The 20,665-nt window shown below is 34.6% G+C and carries 15 protein-coding genes; 6 read left to right on the forward strand and 9 right to left on the reverse strand.

The features are described 5' to 3' along the window. Nucleotides 1-43: 43 nt before the first annotated feature. A complete protein-coding gene (locus CG11_RS09365) occupies nt 44-1,846 on the forward strand; it encodes an ABC transporter substrate-binding protein (RefSeq protein ID WP_052595445.1) in 1,803 nt (600 codons plus the stop codon). 126 nt (nt 1,847-1,972) lie between these two features. Here CG11_RS09365 and CG11_RS09370 read toward each other — a convergent pair whose 3' ends face one another. Then, the gene (locus tag CG11_RS09370; protein WP_052595447.1) at nt 1,973-3,271 is read right to left on the reverse strand and encodes an aminopeptidase P N-terminal domain-containing protein; all 1,299 of its coding nucleotides are present in this window, start codon (nt 3,269-3,271) and stop codon (nt 1,973-1,975) included. A 53-nt stretch (nt 3,272-3,324) separates the two neighbouring features. Beyond that, complete coding sequence (locus CG11_RS09375; protein WP_197043812.1) at nt 3,325-4,779, reverse strand: DUF5106 domain-containing protein; 1,455 nt, start codon at nt 4,777-4,779, stop codon at nt 3,325-3,327. A gap of 402 nt (nt 4,780-5,181) precedes the next feature. Between CG11_RS09375 and CG11_RS09380 the strand changes: the two genes are divergently transcribed. Together CG11_RS09380 and CG11_RS09385 are read left to right on the forward strand one after the other, a co-directional pair. Then, the gene (locus CG11_RS09380; RefSeq protein ID WP_052595451.1) at nt 5,182-6,012 is read left to right on the forward strand and encodes a lipopolysaccharide assembly protein LapB; all 831 of its coding nucleotides are present in this window, start codon (nt 5,182-5,184) and stop codon (nt 6,010-6,012) included. Further along, nucleotides 6,009-8,084, forward strand: a complete 2,076-nt coding sequence (locus CG11_RS09385; protein ID WP_052595453.1) for a metallophosphoesterase — start codon at nt 6,009-6,011, stop codon at nt 8,082-8,084. The genes CG11_RS09380 and CG11_RS09385 overlap by 4 nt, the downstream gene beginning before the upstream one ends. Nucleotides 8,085-8,181: 97 nt before the next feature. Here CG11_RS09385 and CG11_RS09390 read toward each other — a convergent pair whose 3' ends face one another. From CG11_RS09390 to CG11_RS09415, 6 genes are all read right to left on the reverse strand, one after another. Then, nucleotides 8,182-9,081 carry a hypothetical protein gene (locus tag CG11_RS09390; RefSeq protein WP_052595455.1) on the reverse strand — a complete coding sequence of 300 codons (900 nt, stop codon included), beginning with the start codon at nt 9,079-9,081 and terminating at the stop codon, nt 8,182-8,184. A 91-nt stretch (nt 9,082-9,172) separates the two neighbouring features. Then, nucleotides 9,173-10,147: a hypothetical protein gene (locus CG11_RS09395; protein ID WP_052595457.1), complete on the reverse strand. Its 975-nt coding sequence runs from the start codon at nt 10,145-10,147 to the stop codon at nt 9,173-9,175. A gap of 405 nt (nt 10,148-10,552) precedes the next feature. Next, nucleotides 10,553-12,013 carry a DUF5106 domain-containing protein gene (locus CG11_RS09400; RefSeq protein ID WP_052595459.1) on the reverse strand — a complete coding sequence of 487 codons (1,461 nt, stop codon included), beginning with the start codon at nt 12,011-12,013 and terminating at the stop codon, nt 10,553-10,555. Nucleotides 12,014-12,629: 616 nt separating this feature from the next. Next, the gene (locus CG11_RS09405; RefSeq protein ID WP_081909514.1) at nt 12,630-14,111 is read right to left on the reverse strand and encodes a TlpA family protein disulfide reductase; all 1,482 of its coding nucleotides are present in this window, start codon (nt 14,109-14,111) and stop codon (nt 12,630-12,632) included. A 213-nt stretch (nt 14,112-14,324) separates the two neighbouring features. Beyond that, nucleotides 14,325-15,197, reverse strand: coding sequence for a hypothetical protein (locus tag CG11_RS09410; protein WP_052595462.1), 873 nt, complete (start codon nt 15,195-15,197; stop codon nt 14,325-14,327). A 108-nt stretch (nt 15,198-15,305) separates the two neighbouring features. Then, entirely contained in the window at nt 15,306-15,869 is a 564-nt protein-coding gene (locus tag CG11_RS09415) for an HAD-IIIA family hydrolase (protein WP_063833067.1), read from the reverse strand. Nucleotides 15,870-16,122: 253 nt separating this feature from the next. Between CG11_RS09415 and CG11_RS09420 the strand changes: the two genes are divergently transcribed. Both CG11_RS09420 and CG11_RS09425 read left to right on the forward strand, forming a co-directional pair. After that, nucleotides 16,123-17,001, forward strand: coding sequence for a C40 family peptidase (locus CG11_RS09420; protein ID WP_052595464.1), 879 nt, complete (start codon nt 16,123-16,125; stop codon nt 16,999-17,001). 182 nt (nt 17,002-17,183) lie between these two features. After that, nucleotides 17,184-17,963 (forward strand): carboxypeptidase-like regulatory domain-containing protein, encoded by a 780-nt coding sequence (locus CG11_RS09425; RefSeq protein ID WP_197043813.1) that lies wholly within the window; start codon nt 17,184-17,186, stop codon nt 17,961-17,963. A gap of 49 nt (nt 17,964-18,012) precedes the next feature. Here the strand turns inward: CG11_RS09425 and CG11_RS09430 are convergent, their stop codons facing one another. Continuing rightward, on the reverse strand, nt 18,013-19,425 hold the full coding sequence (locus tag CG11_RS09430; protein WP_052595468.1) for a hypothetical protein: 1,413 nt from the start codon (nt 19,423-19,425) through the stop codon (nt 18,013-18,015). 251 nt (nt 19,426-19,676) lie between these two features. On the opposite strand from CG11_RS09430, the gene CG11_RS09435 reads away from it, so the two are divergent. Next, a complete protein-coding gene (locus CG11_RS09435) occupies nt 19,677-20,441 on the forward strand; it encodes a leucine-rich repeat domain-containing protein (protein WP_052595470.1) in 765 nt (254 codons plus the stop codon). Nucleotides 20,442-20,665: the final 224 nt, after the last annotated feature.

Here is a 20,665-nt window from a genome sequence, read left to right on the forward strand (position 1 = left end):
AATCAACTATCAAAATCCTTAATTTTGTTAAAAATTCCAATAAATGATTATTCATAAAAACCTTCGTCCTAGCTTAAACTTATTGTTTGCAGCTTGCCTAATTTTTGCTTGTTATAGTTGTGGTTCTGATAGCACTACAAACAATGATAAAGACAAAGATGCGACTACTACTAGAACTCCTGAAGACTTTACCGTTCGAATCCTTTTAAGAGGTAATGTTGATGGTCTCAATGTGCTATTAACCCAAACAGCATCTGCAACAGAAGTCTTGACTCCTAATGTACACTGTGGTCTCTTAGACATGGACCCCAAAACGTTTGAATACAAACCTTATTTAGCCAAAGCACAACCCGAAATCAAAGAATTGGATGGCGGTCGTATGGCTATCAGTTATGAAATTAGGGAAGAAGCTGTTTGGGATGATGGCTCTCCTATCACTGGAGAAGATTATGCTTTTACGATCAAAGCTATCAAAAATCCAAAAACCAACGCTGCTCCTACACGTACTTTTGTAGAGTTTATCGAAGCAGTAGAAGTTGATCCAAACAATCTTAAAAAATTTACAATCATTTGTAACAAAGTTTATTTATTAGCCAAAGCATCAACAGGTACTGCTCCTATTTTACCTGCCTATTATTACGATGCTCAAGGCTTGATGTCTGATTTTACAATTGCAGAATTAAACGATCCTGCTAATTTAGACCGTTTAAATAAAGATCCTAGAATTGTTGATTTCGCTAAGGATTTTAATGAAAACTATAATCACGATCCTGAAAAAATTATAGGTGCTGGTGCTTACAAGGTAACTGATATTGTCAATAATCAACACATCAAATTAGTTCGCAAAAAAGACTGGTGGGGCGATAAAGTAAACGACGATTTTATTGCTGCCTACCCTAATAAATTACACTTCAAAATTATTGAAGACGACAATAATGCCTTGTTATCTTTAAAAGAGCAAGAGTTGGATGTAATGACCTACATTCCTGCTGATAAATTTTTAGAATTAAAGAAAAATGACCGTGCTAAAAAACACTTTAACTTCTATACACCTGATGCATTTGGTTACCGATACATTGGTATGAATATGGCCAAACCAAAGTTGAGTGACGTTCGTGTCCGCAAAGCTTTGGCACACTTGGTCGACAAAGAGCATTTGGTAGAACAAGTTTCTAGTGGCTTAGCAACATCTGTTAATGGTCCTGTTAGTCATTTAAAGAAAAGTTACAATAAAAATATCCCTACCATAGCATTTGATATCGAAAAAGCAAAGGCATTGTTGGACGAAGCAGGATGGAAAGATACCGATGGTGATAACATTCGCGACAAAGTTGTTGAAGGGCAAAAATTAAGCTTGTCTCTAAAATTCTTGTATCCACAAGGAAAACAATTGTACAAAGATATTGGACAGGTATTCAAAGATGAAGCCGCTCGTGCTGGCGTTGAAATTGTGATGATTTCTAGCGAAGGTTCTGTAATGATTGAAGATTTAAAAAAGCGTGAATTTGATTTAACTTGCTTGGGTTGGAGTCAATCTCCTCTGCCTGATGACTTCAAGCAAATTTGGCACACCGCTTCTAATACGTACGAAGGTAGTAACCTAGTAGGATTTGGGAATGAGGAAAGTGATCAATTAATTGAAGAAATTAGAATTACAATGGACGAAGAAAAACGTAATAAAATGTACCTTCGTTTTCAAGAAATTATTGCTGATCAACAGCCTTATATCTTCTTGTTCTCTTCCAAGTCTTGTATGGCCATTAGCAAGCGTTTCAAAAATGCAGAAGCCGTATCTTTACGTCCTGGTTATTTTGCTCGTTACTTTCAACTAGCAGAAGAGTCCTAATATAATTAGGCTAATACAATTTTCAAACGAAGTAATAACAATTAGCCAATATAATCTATAAGTAAAAAAGAATTGAGCACGAGATGCTCAATTCTTTTTTTATTTCTATAATCTATTATTGTTGGGTTACACCTTAACATGCATCAGCGCTTCAATCTCCTCTACCTCAATAGGAATATCCGCCATTAAGTTCAACGCTTTTCCATTTGTAACGACCAAATCGTCTTCTATTCGAATGCCTATATTTTCTTCAGGTATATAGATCCCTGGTTCACAAGTAAAGACCATTCCTGGTTCAAAATCAACATAACGATGACACAAATCATGCACATCTAGCCCTAAATGATGCGAAGTTCCATGCATAAAATATTTTTTGTACAATGGACGGTTAGGATCTTGTTGGCGAACAGCATCCTTATTCAACAAACCTAAACCAATCAATTCGCTTTCCATTATTTTACCAACTTCTTTGTGATAATCTGTCAAATTATTACCTACCACCAACAAAGCTTCTGCTTCCTTCTTAACCTTTAGAACCGCATTGTAAACTGCTTTTTGACGTGCTGTAAATTGTCCATTTACAGGAATAGTCCGTGTCATATCTGCTGCATAATTTGCATACTCTGCACCAAAATCCATCAATAACAAATCACCATCCTTCAAGGCTTCGTTATTGGCAATATAATGCAAAACGCAAGCATTTTTCCCTCCTGCTATAATTGGGGTGTAAGCATGCCCTGAGGAACCATGACGAGTAAATTCATAAATGACATTTGCTTCTACTTCATACTCCATCATACCTGGTCGAGTAGTCGCCAATACACGACGAAAAGCGCTGTTCGTAATGTCGCAAGCCTTTTGTATCAAATCAACTTCGTAAGTAGACTTGACCATTCTCAATGTTTTCAAAATAGGCTGTGCACGCTCAAAGTTATGCCCTACGTATTCCTGTTGTAGTTCTAATGCATGGCGCACATCTCGTGACGGATAATCCATTACGGCACGATCATTTTCATTTGTATTAACATAAATATTATCTGCCAATAGAATTAATTCATTTAACAAAGGCTGCATTTCATCCAACCAATAGATAGTCTCTATTCCCGAAGTTTGGGCAGCATCTTTTTTAGTATACTTATACCCTTCCCAAACCGCAATATGTTCGTTCGTTTGTTTCGTAAAAACAAGTTCTTTAAACTTATTTCCTCTAGGACAATCAGGGTACAAAACCAAAATTACTTCTTCTTGATCCAACCCTGTCAGATAAAATAAATCTGAACTTTGACGATACGGAAAATGAGCATCTCCATTTCTAAACATCCTATCGTTAGAATGAATAATAGCAATTGAGTTGGGTTTCATCTGAGCCGCAAAACGTGCTCTATTTTCTTTAAACAAATTGGGATTAATCTTATTGTACTTCATTTTTAATGTGTTGTTTTTAATGACAATAGTTAGCTACTGTGTGGTCGTTGAAATTACTTTTTATGTTGTTTTTCGTAACGCTCAAACTCTCGTTCCAATATTTGATCCAGTTGTTGCGCACTAATTCTCTTAAATAGAATATTTTTATTTTCATCTAACAAGTAAATAAAGGGATTAGAACGCAAATCGTAATATTTCTTAACCCAAGCCAAAGGATAAGGCTCATCAGACAAGTTAATCCAGTTCATTTTTTGTTTCTCTACTTTGGTTCGACACAACTCCACATTCTTCCAAGATTTACTACACACTCCCAAGATTTCAAATCCCCTATCTTTATATTTTTCATAAATAGGCACTAATTTTTCACTCATCTTAGCACAATTCCCACAAGTTGGATCCCAAAAATAAACAGCAACAAAAGGCTTCTTGATGCTATACAAGCTAACATAGCTGCTATCATTAATATTTTTCAAACGAACCTCTGGCGCACTACGACCGCAACGCAACGGAGCCATTTTAGCCGCATCTGTACAAATGCCTTCTAGTTGGGTAGAATCCAACCAGTAAGCCATCCCCGTACAATAATATTTTTGCGCAATAGCTACATAAACCCCATCCATACAAATCACTTCTTGTTTGGCATACTTGTTCAGCAAATAAACGGCTACAAACTGAAAGACTTCTTTATTTTTGGCAGCCAAAGCTTGATCAATAATATACTCACATGCTTTGCTAACGGAATCAACATGCTGCATGGTCAATTTTTCTATATACGTCTCTATTTTTTCTTTTAGAATAGGCGTTCGAATCAGACGCTCATCCGCCCAGTCGTAATTATCCCAAAAATGCGCTTTGTAGTAGCGAAATATATCGACTTGTTCGACTAATTCTTTTGGAATTTCTGGCTGGCGGCTTCCTGTAATTAATTTGGGCGATAGTAAAGTAGGATACTTTTTGAGTAAATTATCTTGGTAAGCAGTTACTTCTCCATCCAAGTTTTGAATTTTTTTATTAATTGCTGCTATTTGGTCTTTGTCTTTTTTCTGTTTTGCAGCAGATAACTCTGCTTCCAATTGCTCTGATCGAGTGCGCATTGCCATTAAAAAAGCCTTGTATTCCTCAAAAACAGCATTATCTGGAGAGTTCTTAATTTTTAGATGCTTCGTTAGATCTCGTGCAGGGTTATCAATGATTTTTGTTTTAATCTTAAAGTCTTTCTGTTCTTCATCGTTAGAAAGAATAAATTGAAAGAATTGGTTTTTGGGTTTGATCAAAACAGAATACAAACCGCCTAATAGTGCTTCTTCTCCCTCAAACACAAAATCCCCATCTTTATTTCTTTCATTTACTTGTTGCGCAATATAGGTTGTTCGTCCAATTTGGTATCCCAAGATACAAGTGTCATTTTTATACCCATCAATCGTAACAGTAATTTTGTGCTGTCCTGTGCTTGTTCCTAAGAACCAAAAGTAATGCACAAAGCTCAACAAAAGTATTCTTCTCATCATGTTTTTATAAGTATATAAGTAATCGTTCATAAAAATTTATAGGCAAAATAGAATTGTTTGTACACACAAACATTCGCTTGCCAAGATTATTTATACGAGACCAACTAAAAAAGCCTAATATAATGCCAAAAAATAAGCTTTCTAAATATCCTACAATTAATAACGCTTCTATAACGATATGCTTGCTAATTAAGCATAAAAAATAATACTAATTTGATTTAGATCTAACAGTAATTCTGTATTTTGGGGTTAAGGTAGGTATTTATCATTATATAATATCAGCCACCATTCCTCAAATTTTTTCGGTAATCCTCAATTGATAAAACACAGCTGAACGAAAAGGTACTTGTCCTCTACCTTTCTACCCTAAATTATATTACAATAAAGATTGGTACTATTACAATGCACAAAATTATCAGTACACTAATTCTAATACTTGGATGCTCTATTTTTATGTGGGGGCATGGCGATTTGGAAAAAAGAATCATTGCCAAAACAAAAGCTATTGCTCAAACACCTAACAATGCTACCTTGTATCTAGAAAGAGGTTTTCTCTATTATCAACACGAAGAATGGGACAACGCTCTAGCAGATTACTTACAAGCTAAAGCACTAGGTTTTCAAGAAAAAATACTGCACTATAGAATGGCAGAAACATATCTTGAACTCTATTTATTTAAGAGTGGTTTGATTTGCACTCAACAATACCTAACCCAAGATTCTGTCGATGTCAAGATTCACAAGCTGCGAGGAGAGCTCTTTCAAAAATCTAGAGCCTACGACAAGGCCATTACTTCCTTTGAATATGTTATTAAACATTCCATTGATTTAACACCAGAAAATTATGTAACTTTAGCAGAAGTGTACCTTGCCAAGGGACCTGCCTATCGAGAAGCTGTTTTAGAAGTTATTGAGCGAGGTTTGAATCAATTGGGCAAGCATGTTTATGTCTTGCAAGAGCAAAAATTAAATTATTTAAAGAAGTTTAAATTGGTAAAAAAGGCCATTGAGCAATACGATGTCATTATTCATCAAAATAATCGGAAAGAAGGTTGGTACTATAGAAAAGCAACTTACCTCTACCAACAAAAGAAGTGCAAACCCGCCAAAACCTATGCAGAGAAAGCTAAACAAGCATTTGAATCTCTAAAACCCCACCAACAAAAAACCAAAGCTATGATCCAACTCTTAGCTGACATTCATACATTATTACAAAAATTAGAAAACCAATGAAAATCAACCTTATACAATTGACTAGACTCCTCTTCTTTTCTGCTTTCCCCCTTTTTCTTTTTGGACAAGACACGCTCATTCAAGCAGGAGCTGAGTGGAAATATTATGACGCAGGAAATGCGCCAGCTGGAAATTGGACAAGCATTAATTACAACGACTCCAGTTGGGCAAGTGGGTTTGCTCAATTAGGTTATGGCGATGGCGATGAAACAACGGTTACCGATGATGATGCACGGACAACCTATTTTAGAAAATCTTTTGTCATCAACAACCCAAGCCAATACCAATCTATGCTGTTAAAACTCATTCGAGATGATGGAGCGGTTGTCTATATCAATGGCACAGAGATTTGGCGAGACAACATGTCTTCAGGAAGTGTTTCTTATTCTACTTTTGCCAACACCACTGTCAATGGTTCAGATGAAGATACTTGGGTGAATCGACAAATTATCAATAGCCTTGTTCTAGGTACGAATACCGTAGCCGTTGAAATTCACCAACGTTCTTTTTTTAGCTCTGATATTAGTTTTGATTTTCAGTTTTTGGCCGATACTATCAAGCAAGATTCTATTATTAGAGGACCGTACTTACAGAACGGAACAAGCAATAGTATGGTTGTTCGTTGGAGAACCGCAGATTTATCCGAATCTATTTTAAAATATAGTACCGATATTAACAACCTATCCAATACCGTTCGGGATAGTGTAAAAAAATACAATCACGAAGTCCTTATAACGGGTTTACAACCTGCCACGCGCTATTATTATGAAGTATATAACGAAGCAGATACCCTTTCCTTTGCTGATAGTAGCCAATATTTTCAAACCAATCCTATTCCTGGGCAAGCGGTTCCTACTACTATCTGGGCACTAGGCGATTGTGGTACAGCCAACAACAACCAAAGAGCTGTTCGAGATGCTTACTATAATTATATTGGCAACAATCATACAGATGTTCTCTTATTTTTGGGAGACAATGCCTATCAAGATGGTACCGACAGTGAATATCAATACGCTATTTTTGAGAATATGTATGAGGCTATGCTTAGTAAAACTGTTGCTTGGTCAACTATTGGCAATCACGATGCGCACTCTGCTAGCCCTTCCAACCAATCAGGACCTTATTTTGATATTTTTAGCTTTCCAAAACAAGGAGAAGCAGGGGGAGTTCCTTCTGGTACAGAAGCATACTATTCCTTTGATTATGGCAATATTCATTTCATCGTACTCAATTCAGAAAGCTTAACAGGATTGGGTACAGGTGGCAGTATGTATAGTTGGTGTCAAAATGATATCCAAAACACCAATGCGGATTGGATTATTGGTATATGGCACCATCCACCTTACACCAAAGGCTCTCACAATTCAGATTTTGAGCCACAGCTCTTTCAAATGAGAAATAATTTCTTGCCCATGCTAGAAGCCAATGGAGTCGACTTAGTTCTTTGTGGACATAGTCATTCTTACGAGCGTTCTTACTTTTTGAATGGTCATACGGGATTGGCATTTAGCTTTGATGCCGCTCAACATGTCGTAGGTCCCAACGGTGGTGGTGATGGTAGAATTGGTGGCGATGGAGCTTATCAAAAGGAAACAGTAGGTCCTAATGCAGGCAAAGGAGCTGTCTATATCACTGCTGGCTCTTCAGGAAAAACATCGGGAGGACCATTGGATCATCCTGCTATGTTTAGTTCTCTTAATCAATTGGGGTCTTGCGTTGTGGAAGTCAACAACAATCAACTGGACATGAAATTTGTGCGGGAAAATGGTCAAATTGATGATTACTTTACGATTATCAAAAACATGCCAATTACCTCCAACAAGGCTATCGAAAAAGACAACCGTCCTACACTAGAAGTACACCCCAATCCAAGTACCGATATCATCCATATTTCTACACAAGCAAAGCTAAAATTTGTTCAAGTGTTTGACAATAAAGGAACTGAAATCAAATTTATCAATGGACATCCTAAGACCATTGATATTAAAGATTTGTCTAATGGTTTGTACATCGTAGCAGGCACAACCGCTGATGGTCAACACTTGTTTCAAAAATTAGTTGTCGGAGAGTAAATTGGTTGAAACCAAACAGTAGTATAAAAAAGCCGCACAAAATGGAATCATTTGTGCGGCTTCTTGCTTTTAAAAGTTAGTTTTTTTGCCTAAAATTTTATAATGCCTTGATCCAACCTCTTCCCTCTACTTTTGGATCATCTCCTGTTTTCTCATACTCAATCGTAATCCATTCTGGCTTCAAGCTTGTAAAGAAAGTTGTTTCTTCTGCAATAACGCCACCTACTCCGATAACGGTAGCTTTTTCCAATGTATCTGCATTTAGCAACAACTGTGGTGCTTTTCCACCAGAAACGTCACTATGAATAGGGCATCCTAGTACTTCTTCTGTAACCTGTACAATTTTTAGCCCTGGAACCACGATTTGATAGACATTTCTAGTAGCACCTGCAGGACCAGTACATCCATACCCCATACAACCAATATCATTTCCTGTTGCCACCTTGTCTCCTCCTGTCTTATTCGAAATCCAGTCTTGATGATAAGCAACAGGTCCTTTACCTTTACCAAACCAAACTCTTGCCATTTCAATTGCTTCTTGAGTTGTCAACACTTTAAACCCTGTAAAACCAGAAGCTCCTGTGATGTCCTTAGGGGGTCTATTATCTCCTCTATAATAAGTCCCCAATACATTTTTAGGATAACGTTTCGCAAACGCCAATAGCTTTCTCTTTTCTTCTGCAACAATTCGTTCTGTTTCTTGCATTTTAGAAATAACCTCTTTTGCTTGACTAACCGCCTCTTCATCATCTGGAAATAAAACAATAACAGCGACAGGAAACGACTCAATAGAAAAATCTGACTCTGACAAATCTTTAAAATATTGTTTTCTATCTTTAAACTTTGCCTTTTTAGAGCCTACTATATGTTGAAGTCCTTTCAATACTTGCTCATCATTTAATTTTGCAAGAGGACCTACCAAACCTTTTTTATCTTTATCTTTTAATAACTGTGCTAAATATTCTAATGATTTAACACGTTGGCTTTCTTTACACATTTGATTTATTATTTATTTTTGGTACCACACTTTATAATATAATTCAAGGTGGTGCTTATATTATTTTTATCCAATACATTAATCTTTATGACTAAGCGTCAAATAACTTCTTAATGACATGACATTGATTCAGCATCTCTGAAGCTCCTACAAACTTTGCAAACTTTATGATTTCATCTAACTCTACCAATGCTTTTTTCTTGAGTGCCATAGCAGGCTCTATAGAATGATCTGTAAAAGCAACATATTTTGCAATTGCTTCGGTTACATTTTTCAAATGCACATCAATTTTTTGATCCGCTTTTATGATTTTTTTTACGCCTTCTACGACTGTTGAGAACTTTTCATAAAACGCTTTTAATTCTTTCTGCTCCTCGGTAGGAAGTTGTTTAAAATCTTCTAGCCATAATTTTAAATCTAGATACAATTTTTTGACAACTTTAGCATCATGTTCATTGTCTCGAACCGTAACATAACTCTGTTGCAAAGCCTTAAATCTTTTGGCTATATCTTGCTTTGTTTTGCCTTGATTAGAATCGGTGGTATCTTTTTTTTCTGTTGGTTCAACAGAAGTCTCTTCTTTATCTTCTTCGGCCTCTACTATTTTTCCATTAATAACAGCAACTGCTTTCATCCCAGAAAAATACTCCTTCATCTCTTTAAGAATTTTAGGCCATTTTGCTTCAGGAACTTTAGATTTTTCATGTGGTTCAAAGCACAATGTTGGTACATCCTTAATGGTATCCATATAAATCTCTCCCATTGCTGCTCTTTTGGTATTTTGCAATTTTTCTCCCATTAAAGAACTTTTACTATTCTTCATCTCATTTTGAAGAAAATGCTTTTCTAGCTTTACACTAGTACCCAAAGACAAAAAATGACCAATTACTTTTCCTTTTTCTTGGAAGTAATCACCCAAATAATAAAATGGAGTGCGTTCTCCTTTTTTAGTAGTGACTTTTTTAATTTTTCCCTTTGTTAATGTTTTATTCGTCTTTACATCAACATCTTTAACTTTTGTATTGGTTCTATCGAGTTGATCGATTTTCACCTTGCATGGAAACATAATGAATTGTAGTTTTGGTTGCCTCTAAAATAAAGGCAGGGGATTAAATAATAAATGAATAGGTGCTATAATTATACTTCTAATCAAGATTTAACTAAAAAATTAAATATAAAAATTAGACCAGCAAAGTAGTTTTATTTTTTAACAAAAACAACGTTTTTTTTAATCTTCCCCCATAATTATCCGTTCTATAATAATGACTCTAACCAAGTGCTTATTACTCGATACAAAGCCACTTTAAAAGCCCCTAGAACAACTACGTTCTTTCATTCAGCATCTTCATTGCCTTTTATTAGGAATAAAACAAAAGGACATTTTTATCATAAATAAGTATTCATATCTATAAAAATAGCCACACAAAATCTAGTTCTGTGTGGCTTCCATTTGTTATTTAAAAAAAAGCTATTACTCTTTTTGATCAAGCTCTGTCTTTTCTTGTTCAAATGCTCGTTTTAAAATAGCATCAATTTGTTGCGGATCAACCCGTTTGTACATTATTTTTTTATCTTCATCCAACAATATGATATACGGATTAGCCTTTAGGTCGTAATATTTTTTGGCAACAGCCAAAGGATAAGCTTTTTCAGAAGTATTGATAAATACCATTCCTTTTTCAGCTACCTTTTTTTTGCATTTATCCAAATTTTTCCAACTATCGCTACAAATTCCAAAGATTTCAAACCCTTTGTCTTTGTATTTGTGATAAACAGGTACCAATCGATCGCTCGTCTTGCTACAGTTTCCACAACTTGGATCCCAAAAATAGATTGCAGTGTATTTTGCTTTTACATCATACAAGCTAATCGGGGTTCCATCTAATTTTTTCAGGCGAATATTGGGAGCATACAACCCACATTGCAACGGCTTTATGGAAGCCACATTAGCACAAATTTTCTCAAGTTGTGCCGAGTCTACCCAATCTGCACCTCCAGAGCAGTAATATTTTTCGCCTAAAAATACATACACAGCATCCATACAAATAATCTTGCTTTTTGCATATTTATTGAACAATTCTGATGCTGCATATTGAAACATGATCTTATTTTTCCCTTCTTTGGTTCGCCGCAAGATAGCATCTACCGCAACAATAATAGAATCTGGATTTGCAGGCGTCAATTGTTCTGTAAAAACTTCCATTTTGTGTTTGAACAAAGGAGTTCGGATCAACCGTTCGTCTGAAAAATCAAAATTATCCCAAAAATGTGCTCGTGTCCAGTAAAACCATGCTAACTTATCTGATTGAACAGATTCAGGTACTTCTTGAACCATCCAATCGGCAATAATTTTTGAACTCAAAAAATCAGGATTTTTTTCAATTGCTTTGAGCTGGTAAGCTTTTAATTTTTTATCCAACAACTTTAAGCTTTTTTCTAATTTTTCTTTCTTCTTCTTCTGAGTTTGAGCTACAATTTTTTCCTGCAATACAGCTTTTTTTTGTTGAATTTTAGCATTAAACCTCATGTAGTTTAAATAAGCGTCATTATCCTTCGAGCCTTTAATTTTTAAATGTTTGCTCAAGTCCTTGCTTTTGTCCAATTTAGTACTTAATACCATGTCTTTTTGATCTTCTTCATTGGGCACTAAAAACTCAAAGTAGTTATTATTATCTTTAATCAATACTAAATAGACTCCTCCCTTGAGCGGTTCTTCGCCTTCAAAGATAAATTCATTGTCTTCATTTCTGGAGGTGACCGTGGCACTGATGTACTTTTTGTCACCATAATGATGTGCTAAAATACAAGTATCGTTTTCGTACCCATCGATACGAACTCGGATATTGTACCCTTCTTTGTCAAGCCCAACAACAAGTGTGGACATAAATAATAGGATTCCTAGCAGAACCCAACGATTCAATAATTGTTTCATCGCATTTTGTTTATATGTGAATTAATTAATTACATTATAAACCTTTGCATAAATACAGCATAGCAATTCCTGTTTTGTTTGATTTACAAAACATAAAATAGCGTTGTTATACTTATTTTTGAGCAAAGCATTTGTTAGAGAAAACTACTTTTCTCCCCTTTAAATGTGCGGATGAAGAAGGTTAAAATAAGTAATCGTTCAGAAAAACCATATAAAAAACAAGCCTATTTTTTAGCTATATTTTTTTCTGCCCACTTACCTACTTTGATTTAAACATAGTATTTTAAAATAGTAGTTCGTTGATTTTTTACTTTTTTACCAAAAAGATAAAAAATCACATTTATATTAGTTTGATAATCAATATTTTAACGCAAAAATAGTAGATCTACAACTTATTGATTATCAAACTAATAAAGTTTAGCTTCGCTGCTACTGCGTGGTTTCAACGAACTATTGTTAAAACTAAAAACATAGTTAAACAAATGTTATCATTTTATTTTTAACAAAATATGCCTTGACCATCTAGGACCGCCAAGGCATATTCAAACAAGAGCTTTCCGAAATGATAACCTTGCATTAGCGTATTCATTTCATGAACTTCGTTAATCCAATAAAACTATTCAGGCTTTTGTTCTTTCTCTTTTTCTTTTAGGCTTGGATTCTTAGTCGTATCATCCTCTAGCCCAAATTCGCGTTTCAAAATATCTTCTAATTGCTTAGGATCAATGCGTTTCCACATAATCTTCTTATTTTCATCTAACAAGACCAAATAAGGATTCACTTTGATGTCATATATTTTTTTAGCGACAGCCAATGGGTAAGCCTCATCAGAAGTATTGATAAAATCCATCCCCTTATCTTTTACCTTGGCATTACACTTATCAATTTCCTTCCAGCTTTTGCTACAAACTCCAAAAATTTCAAACCCTTTGTCCTTATATTTATTATAAACGGGTACTAACTTATCGGTTGTTTTGCTACAATTTCCACAATCTGGATCCCAAAAATAAAGTGCTGTAAACTTTGCTTTTACCTCGTGTAGATTAATGGGTGTGCCATCCAACTTTTTCAAACGAATGTTTGGAGCATACAATCCACATTGTAGTGGCTTTAGTGTAGCAACGTTTTCACAAATTTTAACCAATTGAGAGGAATCAACCCAATCGGCATGACCTGCGCAGTAGTATTTTTCACCCAAAAATACATACACAGCATCCATGCAAATAACTTTTGTTTGAGCATATTTATTCAAATACTCCGCAGCAGCATATTGAAACATCTCTTTGTTTTTGCCTTTTAGTAAATTCTCTAAGACATAATCTACAGCAAGAATAACTGAATCTGGAACTTGCACGGCTAGTTTTTCTGTCCAAAACTCCAATTTGTCTTTAAAAATAGGTGTGCGAATCAAGCGAGGATCTGTCCAATCAAAATTATCCCAATAATGTGCCCGATAGTAGTAAAAACCTTGTGCACGATCGTATTCTTTTGGCACTTCTGGTTGCATAGATGCAGCAATCAATTTAGAGGATAAATAGTCTGGATGTTCTTTGATTAAGTTTAACTGATAATCTTTTACTGAACCTCCTATTGCTACTCGTTCTTCTTGCAATTTCTTTTTCTTATCAGGATTGGTTTCCGCCTCAATACTCTTTCCTAATTTTGTATCTTTTTCTCTTGTTTTTGCCAAAAACTTCAAGTAATCTAAAAAAGCTTTGTTATCAGCCGAACCTTGAATTTTAAGGTGCTTACTCAAATCTTTATTTTCGTCCATCTTTGTATAAAGAGACATCTTTTTTTGGTCCTCGTCATTGGGCACCAAAAATTCAAAATACAAGTTCTCAGGTTTTGTCAAAATCAAATAAATTCCACCTTTTAGCGGCTCATCTCCTTTAAAAACCCATTCATCTCCCCCATTTCTAGTTGTTAGAGTATCTTTTACATACGTTTTCTTTCCTAAACGGTATCCCAAAATACAAGTATCATTCTCGTATCCGTCAATTTTTACACGAATATTATACCCCTCTTGTGCGGTGGCAAAATTAACTGCCATTACAGTTAATATCAACAACAACGATCGTCTAAGTAATTGATTCATTCTATCTCTTTTTGTCAAAAAAAATTGGTTTTTATTAAAAAATGCTTGCTACCAAACTTAGTTAGTCCAACAACAAATGGTTTTATAATCCATTCGTGATAAGTCTTTTTACACCTTATTAGAAACACTTTTATATTATTGCACTAAAAGTACAGTTTTAAAACTAAAAAACTAGTTAAAAAAATGTTATCAATCAAAATCCTAAACAAGGAACTACTTATCTCGCTTTTTGCGAGCTTCAATTGCTTTCATTTTGCGTATTTCTAAATGATTAAATCGAGCTACAAAGTAAATTTTTCCTGTTTTGGCATTGGTCAAAAAACGCCTTAGAGCACGAACTTCTCGATTGAGATCAATCTCTTGTGTCGCATCGTCCAGATTAAACGACTCTAAAATAAAGCTTGCCGTTCCCTTTCCTATTGTCATATAACTATAAGGAATAAAAGAAGTCGTATCTGCTCCCCAATCGTCTGTTTCTAAATAATCCTTGATTTCACCATTTTCTGTCGTTGCCATTTCATTGAATACCTCAAACGGATAAAAGAACTCCGAATTGGTAAACAGTTTATAGCCTTCCTTTGGATTTAATTGGCGAATTAAATCAACCAAATCCCTAGAAAAATAACGTTCTTGTGACATAAACCAATATTCTGGATAAAAAGCTTCTGTCTTAAAAGCTAAGTATTGATCCAAGAACAAACGATGATCATAATATAAAGCACCTTGCATTCTAAGACGATTTTCGTAATTTTTTAAAGAAGCTAAAGTAGCATCTCTAGATACGATTGCTTGCTTATCAAAGTCGGTATAATTTCCAACATACCACAATTCAAAAGCACGGCTTTGGCTACTTGGGGAAAAGCCTTTCAAACTAGACCTCATTTTTCGAATAGCCGCATACACCTTACTGTACTCCTCTCGATCGATTGCCTTTTTTATTTCCAAATAATCCTCAAAAGCTACTTTATTGATGGTAAAGTAACATACTTCACTATAAGTAGATGGAATATCTGTCTTATTTTGCGCCCGGAGAGTTGAGCCAACGAACCAAACTAAACCAATTAAAATGTAATCTAATGCTTTCAACTTATACCTTATTTATTTCATGCAACAGTCTAGCAACTACCTTTATTAAACAAACGATCAATAAAATATAATTGCTACCCACGAAAGTGTTTGATTGAATCTACTGCCTCAAAATGATTGCATCATACGCTCTAAGTCATCCGTCATTTCAAGTAAACTAGCATATCTATGGTCTATTTTTTCTTTTATTTGTTCTAATTTAACCACATCTATATCTACTTTAGTTTCTAACAAAACTGTTTTCATATTCATAGCCTTACCAAATTCAATATCTGTGATCGAATCTCCGACCATTACGGCACGGTTAAAATCTATGCTAGGAAAATCAGATAGAGCCTGTTGAGCCATTCCCGTGTTGGGTTTTCGGCAAAATGGGTTTTCACGCTCATGTTTTGGACAAAAATAGATGTTATCAATCCTGCCTCCTTTTTCCTCTATTCTTGCTTGCATTTGAATATGAACTTGATTTAATGCTTCCTCTGTCATAATACCTTTTGCAATACCTTGCTGATTGGTTACAACAACAATGCAGTCAAATTTTCGTGCCAAAATAGGCATTGCTTCCAAAACACCTTCCAAAAACTTGAACTCGGACCAACAGCGAACATAACTTCCTACAATTCTATCATTAATCACTCCATCTCGATCCAAAAACAATGTCCAGTTTTTCATTATATAAAATTATTTTAATATTACTTCTATTACTCATGCAATTTGGCATTACTATTGCCGCAATCAAAGCTCCTAAAAAAAGGCAAAACCAAGCCCCCCTTTTTAGGTAAGTTCCTAGCTCTTAGGAAATAGGAAACCAAAGCTTTGGAAATATAAAAATAGTTTTTACCTTTGCATTCGCAAAATTAAATTGCTATTAATTAAAATAGACACAATAATAGCGGTTTAATCATTAGTAACTAAAATTTCAGTAATGAAATATACCCAAAAATCTGTAGCAACAATTGTTAGCACTTACTTTTTTTTCTTGATAGGTACCAACGTTACTTTGCATGCTACATTGATCCCCACAACTCCCGTTTCAGAATCTATAAGTCTATCCGATTCTGATGTAAATTTACTAGCAACACGATCTGCTGTTGTTTCCTTGGAAGATGAAGATGTCATTTCTGAAGATGAAATGGCAGAAGAAGAAATTGTAGAAGAAGTCGCCCCCATCCTTATCGATCACAGCGACATTACAGGGCTGAAGCGTATTGTTCTCAACAAACGCAAACGCAACCAACGAAAAGCTAATGCGCTCAACAACCGTCTAGACTTTGCTGGACCTGCTAATGTTCCAAGTGTTCCCGTTGCTTATAATGCCATTTTTGATAGTTTAACCACTTCTGGAGTTCGTGGCAATATTATAGAAGAAGCTAAGAAATATTTAGGTCTAAAATATATTTGGGGTGGAACGACTCCCAAAGGCTTTGACTGTTCTGGTTTTACATCATATGTCATGGCTCAAAAAGGAGTTGGTATTGCTCGTAGCTCTCGCTATCAAGCTCGCCAAGGTCAAAATGTAGACATATCTAAAGCAAAAACGGGCGATTTAGTGTTTTTTAGCAAATATGGCAAAGGAGGTCGTGTTACTCATGTTGCTATGGTTGTTGACAACAAAAAAGATGGTGTTTATATTATTCACTCTACACGTCGTGGTATTGTTGTAGACAATTTGTCAGAATCTTCCTATTGGAAACCAAAGGTACTGTATGCTAAAGATGTAATTAGCAAAGAAAAAAAGACGCAAGAAAAAGTAGTAGAAGAAAAAGTAATTGCCCCTACTACCAAAACAACAGCTAAAGGATAACCAATAGAGTCTACTAAAAACATTAGCTGGTTAATATAGAAAATTAGAAAAAACACAAAGGAAAAATTCTTTGTGTTTTTTTCTGTTATCTATCTATGCCTAGACACCAAAAATAACTTTAGAAGCATCTCTAATAAAGCATGACTTCCTTAAAACTTTACCTCTTAGATAAATACCAACTTATGGAAATTTCTATCCCTACTCCCTGTGCCGAAGACTGGAACAAAATGACACCTTCTGAAAAGGGGCGATTCTGTACCAATTGCCAGAAACAAGTCATCAATTTTAAAGGAATGGCACCTGAAACAATCAAGCACTTTTTAGAGGCTCAAACAGGTTCTATTTGTGGTCGTTTTTCAACACATCAATTAGAAACCTTTAATGCTGCTTACCAAGAATTGCCAACTCCTTCTAATATTAAACAGTGGACAATGGCAACCATTCTAGCAGGTATGACAACCTTAACTACTATTGCTCAAGATGTCTCTTCTGTTCTCCCCACCTCTTCTCCTATAATTTCCCAGACTGCAATAATGCCTGTATCAAACAGTCAAGTAACTCAAACAATAACTACTAGTGATACTTCGGTTGTTCTTAAAGGACAAATTATTGATGCTGAAAATGATGAGGGAATTCCTTTTGCCTCAATTGTTGTTTTAGGTACTAAAATTGGAACATCGAGTGACTTTGATGGGCATTTTATCCTCCGTATTCCCAAATCTTCAGAAGCCATTACTCTACAAACTCAATTTATAGGTTATGAAACTAGCACACATACTATTGTTCCAGACTCCAACCATGCTCATCTGACCATAAAGTTAGAACAAGACCTTGCTATTCTCGGTATAGTGGGAGGACTTGTTGTTGATAAGAAACAGCTAAAAGCTAATAAACGTGCTCACCGAAAAGCCGCTCGATTAGAACGAAAAAGAAAAAAAGCATTGTCCAAAAAACAGCCGTAAAATTTGTCTATCTCAGGCTTAATTTTTTTATATAAAACGAAAAGTAGTGCTACTTCATCAATTTATTTACTTGTTCGATTAACCACTCCTTTGACAATGGGTTCTGAGCGATTTCCTGTTTTAATTTTTTCAATGCTTGTTTATCATAAGGGTTGACAACAACTAATCGACGTACTAGCCGAATAAATATTCTGTACATTTCATAGACCTTAATCATCTTTGCATTTCGCTGCAAATAAGCATCACAGGTATTTAAGAATGAAAGTAATATATCCAGTAACCCCATCTCATAGTATATCTTGATTTGGATATTTTTAATGGCTATATTTAAGAATAAATCGTCAAATTCTGTTTGACTCAGCAATTGAAGTGCCTTTTCGTTTTCTCCTTTTTCATAGGCTAAAAGTAATTGCACAAAACGATGATAATTTGATCGGTGCTCCTCTTCTACCAAGTAGGTATACTCTTTTATAAATTGCTCGACCCAATCAATCTCTCTCAACAACAACCCTAAAGAGACGATATTTTTATACGAAAAACGATCTAACACGCCATACTCTAGTAACCAGTCATTTTGTATACCTAACTGGTACAAAGCAAACAACTTGTTTCTAAATAAGACATCCGATGTTGTATTAACTTTTCGGATACAATAATTAATTGCAATATGGTAGATATTTAAAATATACTCTCGTTGTACTTTGCCTTGTGCTTTTAATAACAAGTCGCTGAGTGTATAGAAATAACTATTATCTTCTGTAAAAGTAGCACATCGGTAAGCATTATAATAAAGTTGTACTGCAAAAATATCTTTATACGTTCCTTCTTCTATAACTTTCAAAACCTCTTCCAAAAACAGTACTTTATAGTTGTTTCGACGATCAATATGATGTGTATTAGCTGCAACACAAGCATTCTCTAAAACCTCTAGAACCATTAGTATCGAGTGGGTTTCTAACAATGCAGGAATATTATGCGCTCCAATTCTGTCTTTACGAGTAAAAAAATAAAATTTCTTTAGTTCTAAATCATGGTAATGATAGTAATAACGTTGGTCTCGAAGAGTCTGTTTTTCTTGCAGCGTTTCCATTTTTTTCAGCTCTCGCACTAGCAATTTATTCAAATTTCGTTCTTCGTAAAAGTCTATTAGGTGTTTTTTTTGTAAAATCTTATTTTTTCTTTGCATTAAAAACCCGACAAAATCTTCTAGCAGCCCTACCCCTAAAGACATCAGATGACGCAAACGTAAATCATCGTATTCTTTTGTTGGGTAAATAGCTTTAAAAACCTTTTCTTTAGCTAAAACTCGAGTTGTTATTTTCTTCTTACTAAATAGGAAATCAAACAGTTGGACAACTTCTGAATGTTGATTGTGCACAGGCGAGCAAACCCATTTTTTCAACAAGGTCTTTTCCTCTTTATTTAAGGCACTATATAATTGTATTAATTTGCTATTAATCATTTTAATGTGACAAAATAATCGGACAAATTATTTTTTTTGTAGTATTTTTTATTTTTCTCATCATTTATATTTGCTGCATGTCAAGTACTAATAGGTGTTGTTCGGTTACTTACTACGCTGCATGAGCCAGCAAGTTGGTTTTGTTACTCACTTTGGCTTTTGTGTTATTAGCAAAAGCAAAAAACTCATAGAAGCCTAATTATCAACAACCAGACTATTAAAACTAGCCGTCAATAATTAAATAATATTTCATGCTACAAAATAAAAAAATAGAAAATGATCACTTAATGAGTTTGATAAACTCTGGATGTATTTTAAATATTGAACTTGCTTTGCAACTAGCCAAAAGTCAAAATATTACTATTAACTTAACTAAATATACTAAACTTTATCGTTGGTTAAGCTACTTGGTAGAAGAACAATTTATAGATACACCTTTATTGATGTTTCAGGAAATTTTAAGCTTGGAAGTGTTAGATTATAATTTGTCTCAATTAAAAAAAATCCCTACTTCTATTGAGTTTCTTTCTAACCTTAAAATTCTCATTTTATCACTCAACCAATTGCGCACCTTGCCTCGAACAATTGGAAACTTATCTAGGTTGGAATCATTGTATCTCAATTTTAATCAATTAAAAAAAATTCCCACAGAACTTAAAAAATTACAACAACTAAAAAAGTTGCGACTCAACAATAATTACATTCAAAAATTCCCCAAACCCATTCTTTCTCTAGTCAACCTAGAGCACTTGGATCTGAGTTGTAATCAAATCAAAGAACTGCCTTTAAATATTCATCAACTTTACAAGTTAAAACAATTCAATTTAAGCGGTAATCCAATTTCAACACTTCCCCAACAAATTGGATCACTAACTGAATTGAAACAATTAACGTTGCCATCTCATTTAAAAAATAATAAGGCAACCTTCGATATTATCAAACAACTAACGCATACCCAAGTTATATTCTCCGATTCTGTAGAATATCCTCTATCTCTAAAAAACAGCGATTACTAGTTTACATTCTTTTATTCCCAACTATTCTAATCCTACAATCACCATTCTTCTCCAAGCTATATAATTTATTCTTGCGGATACAAATTAAGTTCAAAACGTCCTACAACTCCTAAGTTTTTTGTATTATTGGTTATTCATTTATCCGGTAGTGATGTAGATTGTATGATAAGTTAGAAAAAAAGACAATGAAGACTATATTTGTAAGATGTGTTCAATATCTATAC

It is taken from the genome of Aureispira sp. CCB-QB1 (assembly GCF_000724545.1).
Classification (GTDB): Bacteria; Bacteroidota; Bacteroidia; order Chitinophagales; family Saprospiraceae; genus Aureispira.